General features: G+C 39.4%; 19 protein-coding genes and 1 pseudogene. 7 read left to right on the forward strand and 13 right to left on the reverse strand.

Annotation, left to right across the window (positions count from 1 at the left end; genetic code table 11):
* Positions 1-20: 20 nt before the first annotated feature.
* Positions 21-824: a tyrosine-type recombinase/integrase gene (locus BACCOP_RS18235; protein WP_007571734.1), complete on the reverse strand. Its 804-nt coding sequence runs from the start codon at positions 822-824 to the stop codon at positions 21-23.
* Between the two features lie 6 nt (positions 825-830).
* Between BACCOP_RS18235 and BACCOP_RS18240 the strand changes: the two genes are divergently transcribed.
* A complete protein-coding gene (locus BACCOP_RS18240) occupies positions 831-1,388 on the forward strand; it encodes a restriction endonuclease subunit S (protein ID WP_007571736.1) in 558 nt (185 codons plus the stop codon).
* Here the strand turns inward: BACCOP_RS18240 and BACCOP_RS18245 are convergent.
* Complete coding sequence (locus BACCOP_RS18245) at positions 1,383-1,814, reverse strand: restriction endonuclease subunit S (RefSeq protein WP_235776978.1); 432 nt, start codon at positions 1,812-1,814, stop codon at positions 1,383-1,385. The two genes, BACCOP_RS18240 and BACCOP_RS18245, sit on opposite strands and share 6 nt — an antisense overlap.
* Before the next feature lie 101 nt (positions 1,815-1,915).
* Here BACCOP_RS18245 and BACCOP_RS18250 point away from each other — a divergent pair, with 101 nt between their 5' ends.
* Positions 1,916-2,719, forward strand: coding sequence for a tyrosine-type recombinase/integrase (locus BACCOP_RS18250; protein WP_007571734.1), 804 nt, complete (start codon positions 1,916-1,918; stop codon positions 2,717-2,719).
* A 30-nt stretch (positions 2,720-2,749) separates the two neighbouring features.
* On the opposite strand, the gene BACCOP_RS18255 is transcribed toward BACCOP_RS18250, so the two are convergent.
* The 10 genes from BACCOP_RS18255 to dnaK form a co-directional block, all read right to left on the reverse strand.
* Positions 2,750-3,907, reverse strand: a complete 1,158-nt coding sequence (locus tag BACCOP_RS18255; RefSeq protein WP_227994745.1) for a restriction endonuclease subunit S — start codon at positions 3,905-3,907, stop codon at positions 2,750-2,752.
* Positions 3,908-4,043: 136 nt separating this feature from the next.
* Entirely contained in the window at positions 4,044-5,591 is a 1,548-nt protein-coding gene (gene mobV, locus BACCOP_RS18260; protein WP_007571745.1) for a MobV family relaxase, read from the reverse strand.
* A 149-nt stretch (positions 5,592-5,740) separates the two neighbouring features.
* Positions 5,741-6,754, reverse strand: coding sequence for a DUF6371 domain-containing protein (locus tag BACCOP_RS18265; RefSeq protein WP_007571747.1), 1,014 nt, complete (start codon positions 6,752-6,754; stop codon positions 5,741-5,743).
* Between the two features lie 115 nt (positions 6,755-6,869).
* Positions 6,870-8,240, reverse strand: a complete 1,371-nt coding sequence (locus BACCOP_RS18270) for a DUF3987 domain-containing protein (protein WP_007571750.1) — start codon at positions 8,238-8,240, stop codon at positions 6,870-6,872.
* On the reverse strand, positions 8,240-8,599 hold the full coding sequence (locus BACCOP_RS18275; RefSeq protein ID WP_007571751.1) for a helix-turn-helix domain-containing protein: 360 nt from the start codon (positions 8,597-8,599) through the stop codon (positions 8,240-8,242). The genes BACCOP_RS18270 and BACCOP_RS18275 overlap by 1 nt, the downstream gene beginning before the upstream one ends.
* A 293-nt stretch (positions 8,600-8,892) precedes the next feature.
* Positions 8,893-10,149 (reverse strand): site-specific integrase, encoded by a 1,257-nt coding sequence (locus tag BACCOP_RS18280; protein WP_007571752.1) that lies wholly within the window; start codon positions 10,147-10,149, stop codon positions 8,893-8,895.
* Positions 10,150-10,179: 30 nt separating this feature from the next.
* Complete coding sequence (locus tag BACCOP_RS18285; RefSeq protein WP_007571753.1) at positions 10,180-11,904, reverse strand: ATP-binding protein; 1,725 nt, start codon at positions 11,902-11,904, stop codon at positions 10,180-10,182.
* A 3-nt stretch (positions 11,905-11,907) separates the two neighbouring features.
* Positions 11,908-12,927 carry an SIR2 family protein gene (locus BACCOP_RS18290; RefSeq protein WP_224262865.1) on the reverse strand — a complete coding sequence of 340 codons (1,020 nt, stop codon included), beginning with the start codon at positions 12,925-12,927 and terminating at the stop codon, positions 11,908-11,910.
* Between the two features lie 131 nt (positions 12,928-13,058).
* Entirely contained in the window at positions 13,059-13,619 is a 561-nt protein-coding gene (locus BACCOP_RS18295; protein ID WP_007571755.1) for a helix-turn-helix domain-containing protein, read from the reverse strand.
* A gap of 217 nt (positions 13,620-13,836) precedes the next feature.
* Positions 13,837-15,744: a molecular chaperone DnaK gene (gene dnaK / locus BACCOP_RS18300; RefSeq protein ID WP_007571756.1), complete on the reverse strand. Its 1,908-nt coding sequence runs from the start codon at positions 15,742-15,744 to the stop codon at positions 13,837-13,839.
* A 580-nt stretch (positions 15,745-16,324) separates the two neighbouring features.
* On the opposite strand from dnaK, the gene BACCOP_RS21250 reads away from it, so the two are divergent.
* The 5 genes from BACCOP_RS21250 (at position 16,325) to BACCOP_RS18320 (ending at position 22,837) form a co-directional block, all read left to right on the forward strand.
* Positions 16,325-16,855, forward strand: a complete 531-nt coding sequence (locus BACCOP_RS21250; protein WP_007571758.1) for an efflux RND transporter periplasmic adaptor subunit — start codon at positions 16,325-16,327, stop codon at positions 16,853-16,855.
* Positions 16,856-16,908: 53 nt separating this feature from the next.
* A complete protein-coding gene (locus tag BACCOP_RS21255; RefSeq protein WP_007571759.1) occupies positions 16,909-17,364 on the forward strand; it encodes an efflux RND transporter periplasmic adaptor subunit in 456 nt (151 codons plus the stop codon).
* Between the two features lie 12 nt (positions 17,365-17,376).
* Positions 17,377-20,403 carry an efflux RND transporter permease subunit gene (locus BACCOP_RS18310; RefSeq protein WP_007571760.1) on the forward strand — a complete coding sequence of 1,009 codons (3,027 nt, stop codon included), beginning with the start codon at positions 17,377-17,379 and terminating at the stop codon, positions 20,401-20,403.
* A 63-nt stretch (positions 20,404-20,466) separates the two neighbouring features.
* The gene (locus BACCOP_RS18315; RefSeq protein WP_007571761.1) at positions 20,467-21,768 is read left to right on the forward strand and encodes a TolC family protein; all 1,302 of its coding nucleotides are present in this window, start codon (positions 20,467-20,469) and stop codon (positions 21,766-21,768) included.
* A gap of 13 nt (positions 21,769-21,781) precedes the next feature.
* On the forward strand, positions 21,782-22,837 hold the full coding sequence (locus BACCOP_RS18320) for a sensor histidine kinase (protein ID WP_040312252.1): 1,056 nt from the start codon (positions 21,782-21,784) through the stop codon (positions 22,835-22,837).
* A 90-nt stretch (positions 22,838-22,927) separates the two neighbouring features.
* Here BACCOP_RS18320 and BACCOP_RS18325 read toward each other — a convergent pair.
* A pseudogene (locus BACCOP_RS18325) lies at positions 22,928-23,678 on the reverse strand (IS66 family transposase); the annotation flags it as partial.

The following is a 23,678-nucleotide window of genomic DNA, read 5'->3' on the forward strand; positions in this document are numbered from 1 at the left end:
TTCTAAGGGTTGGTGTGATTTTACCAGTTCACCACCTTATCTACAATCTTCTGTTGCTCACTGGCTGTTCTACGAAGATAGATACGAGTAGTTTCTATGCTTTCATGCCCCATAAGGTCGGCAAGTAGAGCAAGGTCGTTAAAGCGGTCAAGAAAGTTCTTGGCAAAACGATGACGGAATGAATGAGGATAAACTACCTCCTTGTTCATTCCATATTTTTCAGCAAAATGCTTGAGTTGAGAAGCGATTCCACGAGTAGTAATACGCTGTCCGAAACGGTTCAGGAAGATATAGCCCGATGTCAAGCCTTGACTTTTCAACCACTTTTCTGCTTCTGTCCGTAAATTCTTGGGGATGTATAGCCGTCGAATCTTTCCACCTTTACTATACAAATCAAGATAGCCCACTTTGATGTGTTCCGCTTTGATGTGGAGTAATTCACTAACACGTGCTCCGGTGGCAGCCATAAACCACACAATAAAATACCACTCCTCATAACCATCAGCTTTAAGCCGTGCTTTGAGAAATTTGTAATCGGCATCGCTGATTACATTTTCCAAAAAGTTCTTTTGTTGCACCTTTACGAACTTCACTTTTAGTTTTTCTTGTTTCGTAAACTCCAAGAACTTATTGATACCTTGCAATCTCAGGTTCACAGTCTGCGGCTTGAAGTTCTCTACCAAATACCCCTTGTATGCCAAAAGGTTCTTCTTGTTTACTTCTCCATAATGGTTGAGGAAATACTGCACCGTCCACACATAAGAGGTGACGGTGTTCTTGGCAAGATTAGTTTTTGCCAAATAATTTTTGAATTTTGTTACCATATTACATTGATTTATAATGAATACAGTAACAATATAGCAGAACGTATCGGGCATTATACGCAGTTGCCTGATGGATGGACTGCTTGTAGGCTTGAACAAGTAGCAGACATATTGGATAATTTACGAAAACCGATTAATTCTAGTGAACGAGATTCACGTATAAGGAATAGGCAAATCGATGAATTGTACCCTTATTATGGTGCGACAGGTCAAGTTGGACTGATAGACGACTATATTATAAATGGCAATTATTTATTGCTTGGTGAAGATGGTGCACCATTCCTTGATAAAAATGCAATTAAGGCATATTCTATTAGTGGAAAAAGCTGGGTAAATAATCATGCTCATATCCTATCTCCTAAAATTGATTTTGAATTTCTACAGTACTCACTTAATCAAATTGATTATTCTGAATACGTAAATGGAAGTACACGCTTGAAACTTACGCAAACCGATATGCGTTCTATTAAAATAATGCTACCCCCATTAGCAGAACAAAAACGAATTAAGTCTAAAATACAGATTTTGTTTTCTCAATTGGATTTGATGATGGAGAGTCTATAAACTTTCCATTATCAAATCTAAAGACATAAACGCTTTAGTTATAGCCTTTATAATCTTTTGTTGTTCCTTGTAAGGTGGAATAGGAACTTCGATAGCTTTAAATATTTTCTTGTTCAAGTGAGGAATGGCAGACCCAACCTTACTTTCTCTCAAGATTTTCCTATGCAAGTTGATAACTTGTAGTACATATTCTTCGTTCATATTTTCGTTGATACGCAACTGCTTGAAAGTACTACCTTGATAGCCGTCAATCGAACTCCGGAAAACCTCACCAGAGTTCTCGCCATCAACTAGAATCAAGAGAGTGTTTGCAGTTACAAACTTGCCGGAAAGCAAAGACTTTGCCTCCCGTTCTCCACGCAAAAATTTTACATCAAGATTGATTCGTTTAATGCCACTTTGCTTTTCTCCATCTGTTAATTGCATAAAGTTTGCATAGATGCAATTTGCCATCCATCAGGCAACTGCGTATAATGCCCGATACGTTCTGCTATATTGTTACTGTATTCATTATAAATCAATGTAATATGGTAACAAAATTCAAAAATTATTTGGCAAAAACTAATCTTGCCAAGAACACCGTCACCTCTTATGTGTGGACGGTGCAGTATTTCCTCAACCATTATGGAGAAGTAAACAAGAAGAACCTTTTGGCATACAAGGGGTATTTGGTAGAGAACTTCAAGCCGCAGACTGTGAACCTGAGATTGCAAGGTATCAATAAGTTCTTGGAGTTTACGAAACAAGAAAAACTAAAAGTGAAGTTCGTAAAGGTGCAACAAAAGAACTTTTTGGAAAATGTAATCAGCGATGCCGATTACAAATTTCTCAAAGCACGGCTTAAAGCTGATGGTTATGAGGAGTGGTATTTTATTGTGTGGTTTATGGCTGCCACCGGAGCACGTGTTAGTGAATTACTCCACATCAAAGCGGAACACATCAAAGTGGGCTATCTTGATTTGTATAGTAAAGGTGGAAAGATTCGACGGCTATACATCCCCAAGAATTTACGGACAGAAGCAGAAAAGTGGTTGAAAAGTCAAGGCTTGACATCGGGCTATATCTTCCTGAACCGTTTCGGACAGCGTATTACTACTCGTGGAATCGCTTCTCAACTCAAGCATTTTGCTGAAAAATATGGAATGAACAAGGAGGTAGTTTATCCTCATTCATTCCGTCATCGTTTTGCCAAGAACTTTCTTGACCGCTTTAACGACCTTGCTCTACTTGCCGACCTTATGGGGCATGAAAGCATAGAAACTACTCGTATCTATCTTCGTAGAACAGCCAGTGAGCAACAGAAGATTGTAGATAAGGTGGTGAACTGGTAAAATCACACCAACCCTTAGAAGTGTATTGGATTACACTTCTAAGGCGTTTTGAATGTTGTCAAAGACATGAAATAATTCTTCTATTTTTTGAACTATGCGTTGTTGCTCTGCAAGAGGCGGTAAAATAATATTCTCATTTCTTATTATCTCTCCTGATATTGCTTTAAACGTAGTCCCTGTTGATTGATTATCAAAGCTATCTTGCAAGGTTTGAAGTAAATAGAAATAAAAATCCACATTACCTTCAAAAGGGGTTAAAGCACATAATCCACGCCCAATACATATTTGATTTTTTGTTATATTCACAACTCCAACTGGGGCTCGAACACATAATAAGATGGAATTAGGTTCTGCTATTTTTGTGGGCTCATTTGTAAATATACCAGACTCTAAAAGAAATTTATCTGAAAAACATATTTTCCCTTGATGAAATTCTATACCTCTTTTATTATTTAATGAATCTCCTTTAGGGGATTGCCCCATTGTGATTTTAAGTACATTACTAAGTTGACAATACGCCCATCCTTGTGGTAACTTCCTACTATGCCCGTTATCACAAGTGATTTCTGCCTTCGAGTTGATGCGTTTGAGCAGTTCTGAGGCAGGTTCATCGTTTGGGTCTTGTGGTACGAGTTTGCCGTGAATGGCAAGGTCAAGAATCTTACTCTTGGCTTGCTTGATGGTTGCCTGCAAATCTTCCTTTCCACTTTCTATAACGTCAATCAAAGAGAACCAGTGTTCAATTTCTTTCACAATACGCTTTTGCTCAGCAAGAGGTGGCAATGGAATCATGCCATTACAAGCATCTGTTGTACTCAAGCGTGGCATCTTAACACCATATCCACATTGTTGCGTATAGTCAAGAAAATATGCCGAACGCAGTACATGATTAAGATAATATGAAGAAACATTACAGTATGAATTGAATGGCATTATTTCAGTTGTACAATATCCTGATTGTGGTGCGACCAAGACCTTATTCAGATATGTGCGTAATTTAGAGTATAGGATATCTCCTTTGTTGAATCTGTGCCGTACTCCTTTAATACTTCTTTTTGATCTAGAAAGTGTTTGAATGATTTTTGCTGTATCCTTTTCTAAATCTTCAAGTTCTAAAACCCAGTCGTCATCGGTTATGCTATCAACGGAAACATTATTACATTCGCCATAATTACTAATTTCTCCCAAAGTTGTCCACACCCACGAACTTGGTACCTCAAACGGTACGTTCTCATAATGGGGCGTATGTATTGTACATAATGAGTTAAAAACATTTAATGTGTTGCAACTTTAGTTTTTAATTACAGCACATCAAATAGGACGTTTATCTTCTCCTATAACTTTTCTTTTTATTCTGAATCTTAACCATTCCTATCGCAAACATCAGACACCTTCTTCGATAGGCTTCTTCCTCTTCATCGGGTTGACGACCATCCCATCGGATATCAGATGAAGAGTCACCTCCTCCAGAAGATACACTGATAGGAGTTCCACCTGCTAAAGCATCCGCTATGGCGAATATCTTTGACCGGAGTGATGGATTCGACAGTTGGTCAAGTATGGTGTCCAATATTGATTTTAACTCATCGTTGTTCTTTGAAAGTTGTTCGACATCCCTTTTTAACCGATAAAATTCCCCATACTCTGCCAATACATTTTGCTGTGCAGTCTTCACTTGTCTCTCCGCTTCATTTCTATAGAGAGCCTCTATTTGGCGGACGATCGAATTGAAACGCTTGGCTATTTCCTGATTCTGTTTCTCAATCCATTTGTCCGTAATAAACAGAGGATATTTCCCCGAAATACAAGGTGGATCAAAATCAATTTTGTAGTTTCTGAAAGGCTGTATTACAGAGCCAGCTTTTTCAAGGTCTTGGGTCAGTTTGTTCAATTCCTGCTCTTTTGTATGGAGTTTGTCAGCCTTGTCTTCAAGTTTGGATTGGTATTCTGAAATCTGTTTCTGTATATCCGCCTTTTGAAATTTGTATTCTTCAAGAGCTATTTTACCGGAAGCCAGTTCCTTGTCAATCTGTTCAAGTTGAGATTTAGACTTGAATATTTGCGATTCCAGTCTGTGTATCATAGTCTGTAATCCCTTAACCGCTTTCTCCGCCTGTTTTGCCTCTTTTGATAGCTTACGAATATAATCGCGTTTGTTCAAATGCTGCACATTGCGCCCATATATGCTGTCTCCTCGTTCAAGTCCGTATTTACTTCCGACCTCCTCATACAGCGATGTGTGCATTTCTTTCAATATCTGCCCATATTCAAACCTGTTCTTTCCGAACTTTGCAGACCACATGACACACTCACGACCGCTTTTAGGCCGGATACCGACTGGCACAACTAAAGCATGAATATGCGGGCTGCTCTCGTCAAGGTGAACCTGAAAGCCGACAATGTTTTCCTGACCATATCTTCGGGAACACCAATCATAAACATCCTTCGCCCAAAGTTCTATTTCCTCGCAGCGGTGCAGATGGCTGTTGTCTGATCCTTTCTCTAAATTGACGGTCTGATTGCCAAAAGCCATCTCAAGTGTACGTTCATGATTGCCGCCAAAGACAAATTTGGCGCAACAGTTCGGTTGAATCTTACTGTCCGGTTTGAATGGCTTCCAACCTAATTCCAACAATCGTTCCTGCAAACGGAGTTCAAGAGACTTCTCTTGATACCCCAACGGATGTATTTTGCCATCGGGACCAATCTCAAAATTCAGCCTCATTCTGGTCTTGTCATAATTGTTGGTAGGGTCTTGATTTTTACAATCGACCTTATCTTCGTTCCAACGCCTTTCGTTCTCGTTGGCTTCTGATGTGCCAAATGATTTGGCAGCTTCAACGTGCATTGCTTGTTTTATATCAGTATTCATAATCTCGTTTTTATACGTATTTCTAATAATTGGAGCTTGCTCCTGTGCCTATTCACATAGTGTGGCAGTAGCCGGATTTTATTGCTATCAGGCAAAAAGTCCTTATTGTGTTATGGACTTTCTATAAGTGACCGGAACAAGTTCCTTCGTTATTCAATAAGTTCTAACCCCAATTCATCAATGAGCGTCTGCAAAGCCGGATTGCGCTGTATCATCTTTGAAAGAATCATTTGTGGTGTATCGGTCATCAAGAGGAAATCGGCAATGTCCAATCCTTTCTTTCGTTGTTCATCAGTAGCGCATTGTTCTAATGTGTCACTCATTATAACCTTTGAGCAAACGGAGAAGAGCATAGCCATCTTGGATTGCCAAATCTCTTTTGCTCCTAAGTCCGGACACAACATTACCGTCCGACCTTTTAATACACCAACCGCATCTGCTTTGAAGCAGCCGTGCATTCCACCAGTAGCCAGCCATATAAATTCCGGCATATAATGAGTGGCTATCAAAGCAGACTTCTCACTCTCTACTATAGCAATCGGTTTGGCAGGATTATCAGACAACAGATGCTCACCAAACAAACATTGCTTTAGATTGTAGTCGACAAGGTTCAACTCGGTATGTACCCAACTTACATAACTTCTCGGCTCTTTTGTCCGATGTCCTGTTGTTGAATCATACAACATTATCTTTCCGGTTCGCACGTAGCCTTGCCTATCAATCTGCCAGTAGACAGTAGAGCCGCCCCATTTTTTTGATGTGCCAACACGATATAAATGGAATATTCGCTTTGTTTCATCCTTGCCCAATATACCTACCAGATAAATGTACAAAGGATTCATTGTGTAATTGGTAAGTGTTCGCTCCATTAGTTCTTTATCAATAAAGGAAGTAGGTGGCAATGAATGTGGCTGTGGCTTAGCATGTTCAATGCCATAATTGGAACCTTTTTCTATCAGCGTTGGATTATCCTTGAAATAATCAGAGGGCGTATAATGGTATTTGCACGACTGCTCATGGTCGCATCTGCCTACATAGTCAGGAAACGAAACTTCCCCTTGAGTATCAACGTAACGTATAAAACATTGTTTCTTTCCACACTGAGGACATGAAAGTTTAGAGCCTCGCTTATATTTTTGAAGGGTAAATCGGTATTCATTCATGCTTGATATTTTTTATAATTGCAGTCCGTGCAGTTTGCAGTTCTTGCAGTTTTGCAGGAAAACGGATGATACGAAAGTGCAAACTGCAACAACTGCAAGATGCAATGGGGATAGGTTATTGCAGTTTCTCATATTCCCCTCTCTTAATTTTCTTGATTATCTTATTCGTGGTAAGGCTGACCAAAGAATACATTACAGAGCGTTCGGAAAGCCCCACTTCTTTTCCTGCTTGAATGGCATCGGCAGTTGTGAATGTTGCAGAAAGACAATCAAGCAATTCTTTCTTTTGTGGTTCAATGCCCTCTACCAACATATATTTCTGAATGTCGGCATAACAACTTTCAAAGTAATCGCTTAATGCAATAGCTGATTTGATTGAATCGATGTCCACAAAATCTTTATGAACCTCACCACAAGCCCAGCGGAAGATTTGCATAACCAAAGCCAATCGTGCTGTAATCATCGGAGCTTTCATTATTCTGCTATCCACCAAGCCGTCATCTTGGATTTGATTGACTGCATGAATAGCATCATTGCGCCAATTGGTAAAATAGGCTTTTGCTTCCGAAGAAAAGTCCAAAATGTCAGGAACTATTTCGCCATCCTCATTTACTATAAAAGGCAAACTCATCACTTTGTTGATGATATTTTCCCACATAGACGAGTATTTGTCAAAAGTGGTAAAAGCGTTTTCTTCATCTTGCCAATCTGATATTTCCTGTGAAGACGGATAAACAAAAATTATTCTATCAATCAACCCATTGTCCTTATAGCCTTTATCTGTAAGTTCGTGCATTCGGGTGGTCTGCATCGTACCTACCATATTTATAAAAGGATGCTCTATGTGAATAGGTATGGGCATACTGCATCTGGAAATGTCTAAAGGTTTTCCGCTGAATGCAGTCAATAACTGTTCAATAAGTTGCCCTTTGCTGTATTGATTCACAGCATTGAACATTCCCATAATTTCATCCACATATACCACAATACCACGCTGGTTGTCATCAAGCGCACGCATTAAAGCTTCTGGGGTAAAGTCGGATATTATGGTTCTTCGCAAAATCGGTTTTTCTGGCAATGGAGTGCAATTTTCCTTCTTCCCTTTGTTGTCCTCTACCATATTATTATATTGCTCCATATCAGACTTGAATTGTTTGACAGCTTTGGCATCATGCTTGCGAATTGGGCGAAAAGCAAAGTCTAACGGGGGAGTTTTGCCCATTCCGGGGCGGCCAACCAATATCATATAGAGGGCAGGATTACTTATCCAGCCACCACGAATACGGATATTGACAGCATTACCGATGGCTGTTGAAATTGCCGCCAAAAGAGAAGCCATCATATATTCAATGGAATAATTCTCTTGTCGTGCCAATGCCAATACCATATCCTGAATTTTAGCAGGAAAAGCATTCAAAGGAATCTTGTCTTCAAGTATCCCTCCAAATTCCATTCTGATTGCATTGCATAAATCGAGTGAATCCATTAGAATCGGTTGTTTCTTTTAGACTTTATGAATCGGGCAGCTTCGTCCTCCAAGTCTTTTTCGGACTTTACCTTGCCATCTCGAAGCCACGCATCAATCTTCGATTTTAGAAACATGATACGTTTACCTCTTTTATGAAATGGGATTTGGTGGCAGCTTGTCCATCCATATACTGTTTGCTCTGCCGGATGACTGGGAATATAATCGCACAACTCCTTTAAGTTCATCCATTGCTCGGTTGGAATACTCGGACTTTGAGTGTTGAGACCGTCAATCTTAGAATCCAGTTCATTCAATTTATCCATCATCCACGACATTGCCTTGGGTAAATCTTCAAAAGTAATGTTCTTTTCACTCATACTGCTATCTGATTTATGTTTGATTTTTCGGCAAAGTAATCGTGATTTAGCATACTGATTTTATGATGGACTGTGTCACATAAAGAAACAGCAGCGAAACAGAAATACCATAAGGAATATGTATTGATTATCAATGCAAATGATGAAAAACGTCAGTAGTAGTTTTTTATGGTAATGTACCCAATCATAAGGAAATCATTAGGTGGTCATAATAACAGCTCATAGGTAAAAACAAAAAGCCACCCACGCAGAATCTACGCAGATGGCTATGCCTATCAAGTGGGACAACACTTTTATTCCGTTTGTGATAAAGCTAATTTGATAGTTTCTGTTGCTTTCTCCTTTTTCTCATCTACAACCTTGGCATACACTTGAGTGGTTCGTACATTGGTATGCCCCAACATTTTGCTAACGGTATAAATGTCCGTTCCTCCAGCCAGTTGAAGGGTAGCGTAGCTGTGCCTAAAGCAATGGAAGGTAATGTGCTTGGTAATTCCGGCAGCTTCAACCCATTTTTTAACAGGGCGATTTATCCATGATGGGTCAGGTAATCCGGCAAACACTAATAATTCTCCTTCTTTTTGCTCTCCGCAAAGATTATATGCTTGCTCTGAAATTGGCATATACTCAACACCTTTTGTCTTTTGTTGCGTAAAGTTCAGCCGATAACCACCATTGAATTGTTCCACCTCCGACCATTTCAATTTCTGAATGTCGCAATGTCGGATTCCTGTTAATGCTGAAAAGAGTGCGGCTCGTTTCAATAATGGGTCACACGGAGTTTGTGCCAGTCGGTTCAACTCTTCTATTGTCAGGTATTCTCTGCGACTCTCCCTTTCCTGAATGCCTTTGACTTTCGCTGCAATATCAATAGTCAGATAGCCATCTATAAAGGCTTGTTTCAATCCTGCCTTGAAAATTGAGAAGTATGTTGATGCTGTATTTTGAGAAATTGTACCTCGTTTAGTACCACCTTGCGGTGCGTTCATTATGAATTGACGGAACGATTCAACCAGCTTTAAGTCTATCTGCGAAAAGAGAATGGTATCACTTTTTGCAAATATCTTCAGTAACTCATGTACTCGCCTCCAATTGACAATAATAGAATCGGAACTATGGGCATGTCTTGTTCGTTGCACATGGTCGAAGTACTCAATAAAATTACTTCGGGAGCGTTCCAACTGCTCCGCCTGTTCTGCATCGGTATCGGCATATAAAGCTGCATTGTCGTATTCCTTTTGTCTTAGGCTTCTGACTTTATCGGCATAGATACATGATTCTTGGTCTATTTGCGACTTGCATTGAATAACACCGTTTAAATCTCGCTTCGGCTTATAAGTAGTTTTGCCTTCGGCATTAGTCCTTGCATTGCGTGATTTATCCCAAATAGGTGTTGTAATGGTACGATTGAGATATTCACGCACTCTTTGTGGCGTATGTTTTCCAGATTGGAATACAGGATAAGATTCCACATAAAGATACCATTCATCACGATATTCAGACTTGCGGAGCTTTACCGACACACGTGTATTAACTAATGCTTTCTTCATCGCTTCATATCCTTGACATAGTAATTACTTTCACTTAGATTGTTTAATCATATTGCATATAGCTTCTGACAAATCTTGATCAGAATTATCTTTCCCCCAAATACTCCAGAAAGGAACTGTTTGACTTGATGGTTTGATTGAAGGTTCATTTATTTTTACTCTAGACGGTAATAATGTAGCATCACCAACAATAATTGCTTCTGCGATGTCAAGCAAAGAAAGATTGTCGGCAATATTACCAAGATTATCTGGTAGTAGTCGTTTAATCACATTTTGATCATCCACATTTGTAAGTCGAAGACTAATAAAATTATTACATTGGCTTAGTACTGTACGATTTACTTCTGAAGGTCTTTGACTGATTATCACAAGACCAACTCCATATTTTCGTCCTTCCTTCGCTATTCGTTCAAAACTTTTCAAACCTATTTCTGCAACAGCATCTTGTGAAATAGATTGCTGAACATATAAGTGTGCTTCATCACATAATAGTGCTATTGGATGACGATGTTCCATTGAACTCCATTGTTGAACAGTAAATACAATTCTTGCCAATAGACCAATTACTAAAGGAAGTACATCTGATGGTACTTCTGACATATCTATAACCTTGACCCCACCATCAGCCTTCATCAGAACTCTGGCGAAATCTTTGAGCCAATTTTGCGATTTTTCTTCTGTTTGTAAACTGAACATAAATCCCATTCTCTTATCTGAAAGTTTATTCTCCAGTCTTTGATTGAACCGTGTTAACTTCCCATTGTATGGGCCTAGCTTTTCAGAACCGGCTCTTGCACCAGGTACCATTTCTTCGTCTTTGGACTTTAGCCGAGTTAACACTGTTTGCAAGTCGTAAGCTACGGGACTATCAACAGTAATCAGATGTTCATATATTGTTCCTTCTACACCTTTTTCTTTTTCGGCAAGAACTTCACGAGAGAATATCATTGCTTGATTTGGTGCATTTTGGTCACTACGATCTAATAACAATGCCTGCATTTCCTCATAATTTAAGAGCCAATAGGGTACCATAAGTATATTGTTGTTGAGTTTTTCAGAGGTAGCCAAATCTCCTGGTGTTGCAATTTTATATTGTTTGATGCCATCTATTTTGAAATCAGTAGAGGAGTATTCTCCGTGGATATCAAACAAAATTGCATTAGAATGTTTTAATTTAGCCATTTGTTCAACAATACATGCAACACAAAAAGATTTACCACTCCCTGTAGAACCCACAATAGCAGCATGTCGTTGAAATAGTTTATCTCCATCCATATATGCTATAGAACTTTCATCCATTGTATATTTCCCTATTGCAAGAGGACTGATGGAAGTCGCTAATTTGTTGGATATTGTTTGCATGAGGTCTGTGAGACGTGTTCCTTCAATCTTATAACATAAGGCACTTATAGATGGAACTGCACTAACGTTTCTTCTGAACACGTTACTTTGCTCTCCAGCTTTGTCCATAAATTCACCCACAAAAACTAACCTAACTTGGTTAAATGCCGAAGAAGTATCTTCTTCATCCTCGTCATCATTCAAAGTCATATCAGTAGCCTTGCGATAGATTTTTACTATCATTGCTATAATGTAACGACCAGATTTCGGACTTTGAATAGCTATAAGTTGATTAATTTGTAACTGGGACAGAACATCGTCAGAATCTATAATGGCTGTTGCCATACCTGTGTCTACACTATTTATTGAGCCTATTGACTCACCTTTATCATATCTTAATACTATACTTTCCATTTTTTATATTTCCATTAATCCTTCTATAGTCCAATATATTTTGTCATCAACAATTATAGAATCACTATTTGTATGAAAAACAGTACCCTTAGCACCATCACTACAAATAGCGATATAATCATATCCTTTATCTATTACATTTTCTTTTATTGAATTTGTAATTTCTTTGGTAACAATCAGTATTTTTGCCTTTCTCTTTTTGGCATATTTAAGCAACATTTCTTGAACATGTTTGTCATTAAAACCATAACCAATACAAACATAGTTTTGGGCACTTTCAAAGATTTTGTCCACAGCTGATAAAAGTTGTCTATGTGGTTCCTCTTGAGTACGTTCGTATTTATTAGTTCCTGGAGTTACGATACATGGTGTAAACCCTAATGGAATATTGACAGAATTGGGGATATTGCAAATGATTCCATCTCTCCTATACCAGTCTAGGGAACCGTGAACTTTCAAGATATTAATAAATCCAGTATAATCAGCCTCCGGCTTTTTAGGATTTAGCATAATATTATCTTTTAACTTTCCCATCAGTCCGTGAGTAAAACCTATATTAATGTAAGCGTCAGTTTGACAAGCTGCATACTCGGCAATCCTATCATAATTGGTTGAGATTACATTTAGCGTTTTATTCGGATCTCCATATATAATATAATCAAATAGTTGTCTTAGATTAATATCTTCTCCACTTATAAACCTTTCATAGACTTTTGCATCGGATTCAATAATAACCTTCCAGACAATATTTACTATATCTGCTTCAACAATTTCAGGAACCTTAACATCCAGCAATGCAGCTTCCAAACCTACACCTGAATCTAAAAGCTTTATGAAATCACTAACGACATCATTAGTAGCTGTATCATAATATGGATTTGATTTAAAGAAGTTTTTTAACTCATTTGCTAAAACACCCATTCCTGGTATGCCATAGGAAACAGATGCTCCACTTCCCAATACAATTACAGGATTGGAACTTCGTATGTTTTGAATATCTTGAAATATGTCTTTCTTTTCCATATTCATTAAAAACATTTATTTGATAAAAATCTCAATTAAAGTACTACGTTGTATGCATTTATGCGAATTTCTATCGTTGTGCAATTACTTAGTTGAGATATTTAATCGATACTCATGTACTAATGCTTTCTTCATCGCTTCACACCTTTATATAGATTATCAATTTCTTTCTTTGGTACATAAACAAAGTTACCTATCTGTCTGGTAGGAATGGAATACTTGCGTATATGAAGGTAAACAGTGCTTTCATTCACAAGAAACTTTTCTGTGATTTCGCCAATAGTATAACAGTCCTTTGGCTCCAGACTATACAGCTTGGCAATAGGCTTTGGCTTTGTGAGAGTTTTCTTTCGGAGAGGATAGAGTTTCATCAATTCTTCTTTTGATAGTAAAGTCTGCCTTTCTCCGGCATTCACACTTGGGATTGTACCCTTACGAATTAAACGATAAAGAGTTTCCTTGCTTATGCCAAACAAAGCGTATGCTTCAGGAACTGTGATATACTCTTTGGACTTGGGTATCTTCTTAACCACTTCGTCCAACCTTTGCAATCTCTGTTCTTCATCCTTACGCCTTTTCCACGCAATCTTGGAACATTTGGGAGTGCAATACCACGATTCAATGGTTTTAGCTACAAAGGTTTCTCCACAAACCTTGCATTGACGTGTTATTTCAAATTTTGCTGCTGGCATAACCTACATTTTACTTATATTCTTCATTCTCAATACCGCTGTTTTTATAGGTGTCACATTATCTACTTTTAAGTGTCGGTACAATTATGGTACAAATATATAATAAAAATCCGAATAACAAGCAAAGTCAAGGAAAAGTGATATAAAAAGAAATAGGGCATAACTCATTGAGTTACACCCTGCATTCCTATTTTTAGTTATCGTTGTTTATCGCAACTTACTTGACTTCCTCAAAATCAGCATCCTGGACATTATCATTCTTTCCGTCATTCTGAGTATTTGCCTGACCTGCATTAGGACCAGCCTGAGCACCGCCTTGTGCACCTGTCTGAGCATACATTTCAGCACTTGCAGCCTGGAATGCAGTCTGAAGTTCAGCACTTGCAGCATCGATACCAGCCAAATCCTGTGCTTTGTGAGCATCTTTCAGTTTCTGAAGAGCAGCTTCGATAGGAGCTTTCTTGTCAGCTGGAAGCTTATCACCAAGATCCTTCAACTGATTTTCAGTTGTGAAGATCAAGCTATCTGCCTGGTTCAATTTATCGATACGTTCTTTTTCTTTCTTATCTGCTTCTGCGTTTGCTTCAGCTTCAGCTTTCATACGTTCAATTTCTTCCTTGCTCAAGCCAGATGAAGCTTCGATACGAATAGCCTGTTCCTTACCTGTTGCTTTATCCTTAGCAGAAACTTTCAAGATACCGTTTGCATCGATATCGAAGGTTACTTCAATCTGAGGAACACCACGACGAGCAGGAGCAATACCTGTCAGGTTGAACTGACCGATTGATTTGTTCTGTGCTGCCATAGGACGTTCACCCTGAAGTACGTGGATTGTTACTTCTGTCTGATTGTCGGCTGCTGTAGAGAATACTTCACTCTTCTTGCAAGGGATAGTAGTGTTAGCATCGATAAGTTTTGTCATCACACCACCCATTGTTTCGATACCCATTGACAGCGGAGTTACATCCAACAGAACTACACCCTTGATTTCGTCTGTCAAAACGGCACCCTGAACAGCTGCACCTACTGCAACTACTTCGTCTGGGTTAACACCCTTAGAAGGAACTTTTCCGAAGAAGTCTTCTACCAGTTTCTGAACGGCAGGTATACGAGATGAACCACCAACCAAGATAACTTCATCGATATCTGAGTTGCTCAAACCAGCATCGCTCATTGCTTTCTTACAAGGTTCAAGACAAGCCTGAATCAAGTTGTGAGCCAAAGCTTCGAATTTAGCACGAGTCAATGTCTTAACCAAGTGTTTAGGAACACCAGCTACCGGCATGATATACGGCAAGTTTATTTCTGTTGATGTAGAAGAAGACAATTCAATCTTAGCTTTTTCAGCTGCTTCTTTCAAACGCTGCATAGCCATCGGATCAGTTGTCAGATCTGCACCTTCATCGTTCTTGAATTCCTGTACCAACCAGTCGATGATAACCTGGTCGAAGTCATCACCACCCAGGTGAGTATCACCGTTAGTTGACAATACTTCGAATACACCACCACCAAATTCAAGGATTGAGATATCGAATGTACCACCACCAAGGTCGAACACTGCAACTTTCATATCCTTATTTGATTTGTCAACACCATATGCAAGTGCTGCTGCTGTCGGTTCGTTTACGATACGTTTTACTTCCAAACCTGCAATCTGACCAGCTTCTTTAGTAGCCTGACGCTGTGAATCTGAGAAGTATGCCGGAACTGTGATAACAGCTTCTGTTACTTCCTGTCCCAGATAATCTTCAGCAGTCTTTTTCATTTTCTGAAGAATCATTGCTGAGATTTCCTGTGGAGTATATAAACGTCCGTCGATATCTACACGCGGAGTATTGTTGTCACCTTTTACTACTGAATAAGGTACTCGTGAAATTTCTTTCTGAACCTGATCGTAAGTTTCACCCATGAAACGCTTGATAGAATATACTGTACGTTTCGGGTTTGTAATAGCCTGACGTTTAGCCGGATCACCAACCTTACGTTCGCCACCATCAACGAAACCTACTACTGAAGGAGTGGTACGTTTACCTTCGCTGTTGGCAATTACCACCGGTTCGTTACCTTCGAATACTGCAACACATGAGTTTGTTGTTCCTAAGTCAATACCAATAATCTTTCCCATAATTGTATCTATTTTATTTATTTTTATTCAAGTTTACTCTGTAATACCGAAGCATTACGCCATAATTAAAACAAATGGCGTGCCAGAAAGAAAACTTCTTTTTTTCTCATAGCCGACGGACATTTTGGCAGTCCGTTATGACAAAGCAGACAAAGCATACGCCAAAAATTACATAATCTCACCTAAAATCGACAGAATTTGGCACAAGTCATTTTCCAGTATATGCCATGTTTAAAAGAATTCATGCAGAAGTTTTCAAAAAACATCCTGAAATGTTTCTCAATCTTTGTACAAAAAATCAGAAAATTTGTACAAAACATCGGAATTTTTGTACGAAAAGAGTGGAACATTTGTACAAAAAATAAAAAAACATCGAGATAAATCTCTGTAAAGATCTAAATGCTTCTATATAAAGCCCTTCATATATATTATATATAAGGTGAAACTGCCCAAAAGTATTCAGTTTTGCTTTTCTACGGTTCAGTATCTTCTATCTACGGTTCAGAAACAACAATATTGAAGCCTTATTTACCTTGACTTACTTTTGCATTACTAAATAATCATTCAGAAGAACATTAAGATGAAAAAAGCACTTTTATTTCTCGCATGTATGGGGTGTTTCATATCGTGCGACAACAATTCAAACAAGGAGCAGCAAGCTCCTAATGTAAAAGTTATCCGTGCCGAACAGTCGGATACATCTTCCGAGCGCAGCTATTCATTCATTTCACAACCTTACCGGACTACAGAACTTTCTTTCAGAGTAGGTGGTCCGGTATATACTTTCGATACACAAAGCGGACAGTTCTTCCGTAAAGGAGAGCTAATTGCCGCTATCGACGACCGTGACTTTCTGATTCGCAAACAACGCGCAGAGGCTATCTATAAACAAACGGAGGCTGACTACAAACGTATTTCAAATCTATATGAAAAAGGAAGTATATCAGGAACAAGTTACGAAAAAGCCAAGGCTGACTACGAAAAAGCCAAAGCAGACTATACAACATCCGTCAATGAATTAAAAGATACCAAACTGTATGCACCTTTCGATGGATATATCCAAAAAGTTAACATAGAGCGTTATCAGGACATCAAGGCCTCTGTCCGGTAGTAACATTTATCGACCTTTCCAAAATCAAGGTTGAAGCCTATATTCCGGAAGATATGGCAGTAAATGTCCGAAAGCAGTCTGCCCTCCCCTGCTCTATCACATTCAATGCTATACAGGAAAAAACATTTATATCGGAAAAGACTTATATCACACAAAGCGCAAGCGACAACAACATATCTTATTTATTTACAGCAATAATCAACAATGCAGACAACAGCTTATTGGGTGGTATGGCAGGCTCTCTTTTAATCCCTAGCTTTAGTTCATCTTCATATTCATACCAGAGCGTGGTCATCCCCCAAACGGCTGTTTGTCATACTGACGAAACGGGTTCTTTCGTTTGGCTCGTGAACGAACAGAACCGGGTTGTAAAAAGGTCTGTAAAAACAGGCAAGCTAAGAAAGAATGACAAAATAGAAATTCTGTCAGGACTTTCTGCCGGTGAAAGAATTGCCGCAACACGGCTGACTTATCTTTCGGAAAATGAAGAAATAACCATTCAAGACTAAAACGAAATACTGATGAAAGGATTAGTAAAATTTTTCCTGACGAACAAAGCCTTAAGCTGGCTGATACTGATACTGATTTTGAGTGGAGGCATATTCGCATATAACAATATGGGAAAGCTTGAAGATGCACCATTCACAATCAAACAAGCACTCGTAACAACTTCTTATCCGGGTGCTTCTCCAATGGAAGTACAACAACAAGTAACCGATGTACTGGAAGAATCGATTCAGTCGCTGGGTGAACTTTATTATCTGAAGACGGAAAACCGGGCAGGGCTTTCTAAAATTACCGTTTATGTGAAAAAAGAAATACGCGCCAAAGATATGCAACAGCTTTGGGACAAACTTCGCCGGAAAGTAAACGATGTACAAAACAAGTTACCCGCCGGTGCAGGTCCATCGGTTGTAAATGATGATTTTGGTGATGTCTTGGGAGTATTCTACGGCTTAAGCAGTGAAACACATACTTATCGCGAACTGGAAGACTGTGCAAAAAAAATAAAAAATGAACTGTTGGACGTAAAAGACGTGGCTAAAGTCGAACTGTTCGGTATTCAGAACCGGACAATCGAAGTAACGGTCAACCCTTCACTACTTTCTCAAAGTGGAGTAATGATGGCCGACATAGCCTCAGCCTTTGAAAGACAAAACAAGGTAGTCGATGCAGGTGCGATAGAAACATCTACCAATCGTCTTCGAATTGAAGCCGATGGAAGTTTTACAAGTCTGGAAGAAATAGAGAATCTGACTGTCGTTTCGCGTAAAGGTGAATATTTCCGGCTGGGAGAAATTGCAGAAATCAGAGAAAGCTATTCGCGTCCGGCAAGAAACCTGATGAGAATCGGAAATATTCCAGCTGTAGGTATCGCAATTTCAACAGTATCCGACGGGAATGTAGTAGAGATGGCAGAACTTGTATCCCAGCAAATTGATAAGCTGAAAGCTGATATGCCGGAGGGATATAAACTGGACATTATTTATGATCAAGGATATGAATCGGCTGTAGCTAACGATGGATTTGTAATGAATCTCATTGTTTCTGTACTGACTGTAGTAGCTGTACTATTGTTCTTCATCGGATTCAAAAACGGATTTCTAATAGGTAGCGGACTGATTTTTTCCATTTTCGGAACACTGATCTACATGCAGGCTACTGGAATTGCCCTGCAACGAATGTCGCTTGCAGCCATCATCATTGCAATGGGTATGCTGGTAGACAATGCCATTGTGGTATATGATGCAGCTTTAGTTAATATGCAACATGGAATGAGAAAGCGTGTTGCCATACTGAACGCCGTATCAAGTACCGCCATGCCTCTTCTCGGAGCTACACTGATAGCAGTACTTACCTTTTTGCCGGTATATCTTTCTCCACATATCACAGGCGAGATTCTTTCATCGCTGTTTATTGTAATAGCGGTGTCTTTGCTGCTCAGCTGGGTACTTGCCATCACACAAAATGTATTTTTCGTTCAAGAGTTCGTAAGACGTCCACGACCGGAAGAACTGAAAAACGAATTATTCACCGGACGTATATACGACTTTTTCCGTAAAGCACTAAGTTTCACGATACGGAAACGATATACAGTAGTAGGATGCATGGTTGTACTGCTAGTTGTGGCCGGATGGGGATTCAGATATATTCCTCAACAATTTATGCCACTATTAAACAAGCAATACTTTTCCGTAGACATGTGGTTGCCCGAAGGTACACGTATCGAAGAGAGTGAAAAACAGGCTGCACAACTGACGGAATACCTGCAAACATTCGATGGAGTAAAGAAGGTTTCTACTTATATCGGGCAAACTCCTCCAAGATATTATCTGGCAAATGCTGCTTATGGTCCGCAACCTAATTATGCTCAATGTCTGATAGAGGCAGAAACTCCTGAAAAGTCACGCGAATTACAGGAAATTTTATATCACAAGCTTCCTGAAAAATTTCAGGATGCACTTATACGAGTCAACAGTTTCGAAATCAACAGCATACCTCAGGCTTTAATCGAAGCCCGGTTCTGTGGAGATGATCCGGCTGTATTGGATTCTCTGACAAACATTGCTATCGGTATCATGCGTAAGAATCCGAAAGTGCTGAATGCACGCAACGAGTGGGGAAATATGGCTATGATGATAAAAGCGGGCTACGATCCGGTAAAAGCCGGAAGACTGAATATCGGACGGAGTGATATGATGAATGCTGTCAAATCAGTTAGCGACGGAACGGCCATAGGTATTTACCGCGATAATGACAAAAAGGTTCCCGTACTACTCCGCACAAAAGAAGAGGCATCATGGGATACAGAAAAACTGGAAGATCCGCAGATATGGAATGGATCTAACTCTGCTCCGTTAGGACAAGTAACCGATGGCATCAACATCGCATGGGAATATCCGCTTGTGCGTACATACAACCGACAGCTTTCCATGGCTGCCCAATGTGACGTGAAACGTGGACATACCATGAAAGAAGTACACGCAGAGATACGGGAAGAAATAGAAAACATCAAACTGCCCGAAGGCTATAGTTTTTTCTGGGATTCACAATATAAAGATCAGAAAGAAGCCATGGCAGCATTGACCAAATATTTTCCTTTGGCCATTATCATGCTGATAATCATTCTCGTCATGCTTTTCGGAAATTTCCGGCAGCCACTTATCATTTTCCTTATTCTACCGTTGTCACTCATCGGTATGGTATTCGGATTATTGCTCACAGGATTCCAGTTTGGTTTCTTCTGTATAGCCGGATGGCTCGGATTATTAGGCATGATTATAAAGAATGTTATTGTATTGCTGGATGAAGTAAACGTACAGCGAAGAGCAGGTATCGCGCCATATACGGCAGTCATCGAAGCTACAGTTTCCAGAGTACGCCCTGTACTGATGGCTGCACTGACAACTGTATTCGGAAGTATTCCGCTTTTATTCGATGTCGTATTTGGTGGCATGGCAGCAACAATCGTATTCGGCTTGTCGTTTGCCACACTGCTTACATTATTTGTGACTCCGGCTCTATATGCTATTTTTTACAAAATATAGTGTCTATTGCGTTTTCTCGAAATTTATGTGGAACTTTTTCTTAACTTTACAAATTACAAGAGGATGAATAAATGGATTATATTGTGCCTGATGTGTGTTTCTGCACAAGCTCAGGCACAACACAACAAACTTTTGCAAGTATATCGCACCAAGGTGAAAGCATATAACCAAGACATAAAGGCAGCAGGATATGCAGCTTCCATACAACAGGAAAAAGAGAAATCGGCAAAAGCTGATTTCCTGCCTTCGCTGTCTGGTAATGCCAACTTCAACTATACCGGTAATCCGGCAGAACTCTCTGTAGCTATCCCTTCACTTAATGAGCCTGTTAGCTTTCAGGGACGAAATGCGAAATATGGGGCATCGCTTACATTAGCCCAGCCTATCTATTCAGGAGGAGCTCTACAGGCTGGATATGACAAGGCAAAAAAAGAAAATGAATCGTCACGTTATGAGCAGATGCGTGTGACAAACAATATCATATATGATGCTGATGTATATTATTGGAACAAAGTCGCACGTCAGGAAATGGTGACAGTGGCCGAAGAGTTTAAAGAATCGGTCGCAACGTTGGTTGAGGTAGTAAAAGACCGCGTAGAAGAAGAATATTCCGACCGCAACGATTTACTTATGGCAGAAGTTAAACTGAATGATGCTGAATACCGGCTGATACAGTCGCGTAATGACGCAGAAGTAGCACGTTTATCTATGAACTCTTTCTCCGGCATTCCATTCAACCAAGAGCTGGAAACAGACTCCGTCGTTGTGCCATTGACAGAAGTTCAGCACTTTCCGGGAACGGTAGAAACAGCTATGGCATCAAGACCGGAACTGCGAATAGCAACCAATAAAGTCGATATTCAAAGATCAGCTTCGAAAACCGCTAATGCACAATATTTGCCTAAACTGTCGGTTGGTATAGATGGAAGTTATTCATCACCGGGATATGATTTCAAATCGGATCTGGATCCTAATTACGCTGTATATGCCAAGTTAAGCGTACCTATATTCGAATGGGGTAAACGTAGACATACCAAAAAATCAGGGAAATATAGTGTAAACATGGCAATCGAGAATCATCATAAGGTGGCCGACAATATTCGTCTGGAAATAGAAACCGCCTTTTATACCTACTCGCAAGCTATAGAAAAAGTTAGACTCATAGAAAGTTCCCTGTCGAAAGCTGCCGACAGCGAAAAGATGGCAATGGACAAATATAAAGAAGGTAATATTTCCATCCTTGAAGTTATCAATGCACAATTATATCATCAGGATGCCAAAATCAATTATATTCAGTCGAAGCTAAACGCTCAGATAGCTAAAAGCGGACTGGACAGAGCCACAGGGAAAATAGACATACAATAATAGAATGATACAAATGAAAAGCAGACTGAAAGACATAAAGCGGTATTTGTGGGATGTACTTTTATTCTCCGGAATAGGATGCTTCTCTTATTTTCTATTGGTATATTATGCAGATATTCCTTCCCAATATCAAGACCGGCTGATGACTTTTCAGGCTTTTTCTGCCGTAGTTGTATTATTTAACGGGGTTGGACTCAGCGTAAAATACATAAACGAGAAACTGATGATGTATTATCAGTTTTTCTTAAAGAATCATCGCATGCTGTCTATCGGATTAATAACTGCTGCAATCATTCTCTTCATATCCAATTACCTGTTGCTGGTTTCTACCAAACTGCTCATAGAGTCACCTCATCCTTTTATGCTGAAAGATAAAGGATTGTATGTCATGCTTACAGTGTGGTTTATAGAACTCATCATTGTAGGACAATTCATGCTGAACCGTTTTTACGTAGATCTGGTGAAGCTATATAAACGTGCAGAAGAACTGGAGGAAAAAACAGCACAAGCCCGGTATATGGCGCTACAAAACCAGCTGAATCCGCATTTTTTATTTAACAGTCTGAATACACTTATTTCTGAAATAGAATATAATCCGATGAATGCCATAGAATTTACACGAAACCTCGCCGATACATACAGGTATATTCTTTACTGCCAGGACAAGCATACCATTCCGCTCAGAGAAGAGCTTGACTTTCTTAATACTTATATCCTACTTCAAAAAGTCCGTCTGGGAGATTGCCTAAATATAAACAATAAAATAGATGAAAAATACTGGGATGTACCTATTCCTCCTTTAACACTACAACTTTTAATAGAAAATGTCATCAAACACAATATCATAAGTCTCAGTAAACCCATGGAAGTAAAACTGACCACCGAAGTACGTGACAAAGAGGTCTGGCTCAGTGTTTCCAATCCTATAAAACTCAAACAAGGGGTTGCCTCATCGGGAAAAGGGCTTATGAATCTCTCCCAACGCTATAAGTTATTATGCAACAGGGAGCTTATCATAGAAAACAACAAGAATAAATTTGTCATTAAAGTACCTTTATTATATGAATAAAATGTAACCATTCTATTTTCCGCCACGACAATTTTATCGGCTGTTTTTCAGCCGATAAAATAAAAATGTCCGCAAGAAAATAGTTTAGTTTTAACATTCCGATTTATAAAAACATGGCAGAAGGACCTTCTTGTCGCAGTCCTTACCATGAAGAATACATTCAAACAAGTGCTTCAGGTAATCCTGAGGGGCTATATCATTAAGCTTGCAGCTTTCTATCAGAGAAAAGATGAATGCCGAGTTTCCTGCTGCATCCTCACTGCCTATGTTCATACAGTTCTTGAGCAGCAGCTTTACAGGTTTCATCCTTTGCTCACAGAGGTTGTTCGATATTTCCGCAGAACCGTCCTTGAGGATATTTTTCAGGGATTTCCACTGGTTTATCGTATAGTTCACAGCCTTTCTCATCAGTTCGTTTGCCATGAGTTTGGTATCCTGCATCATCATGACCACCTTATGATGGATACGTTCAAGAATAGGTCTCGTAAGCTTAAGTCTTTTTTCCTTAATCTGCTCACCGCTGAGTTTCATTGTGCGGAACAAGTCTTCATTTCTGAACATATCACCGATAGGGTCTATTATATCCATCGCAGTTCTGTCTGATGGCAAGGCATCGACCCACAGCCTCCTGCAGTGTGTCCAGCATCCTATATGAAGCACCTTTGAGTCTTCTCCGTCGAACATCCTGTAAACCGTATATCCGTCTGTAGATACAGATCCCATAAATGTTCAAGGAGGTCTTTGCTACATCAGAGGCTCTGCTGCCGTTATTGTATGATAGTAAACACTTGACATGCTTGCAAAAAAGCCATAAATACTTTCTCCTGTAGCCTTGCCTTCG

Source organism: Phocaeicola coprocola DSM 17136, from assembly GCF_000154845.1.
GTDB lineage: Bacteria > Bacteroidota > Bacteroidia > Bacteroidales > Bacteroidaceae > Phocaeicola > Phocaeicola coprocola.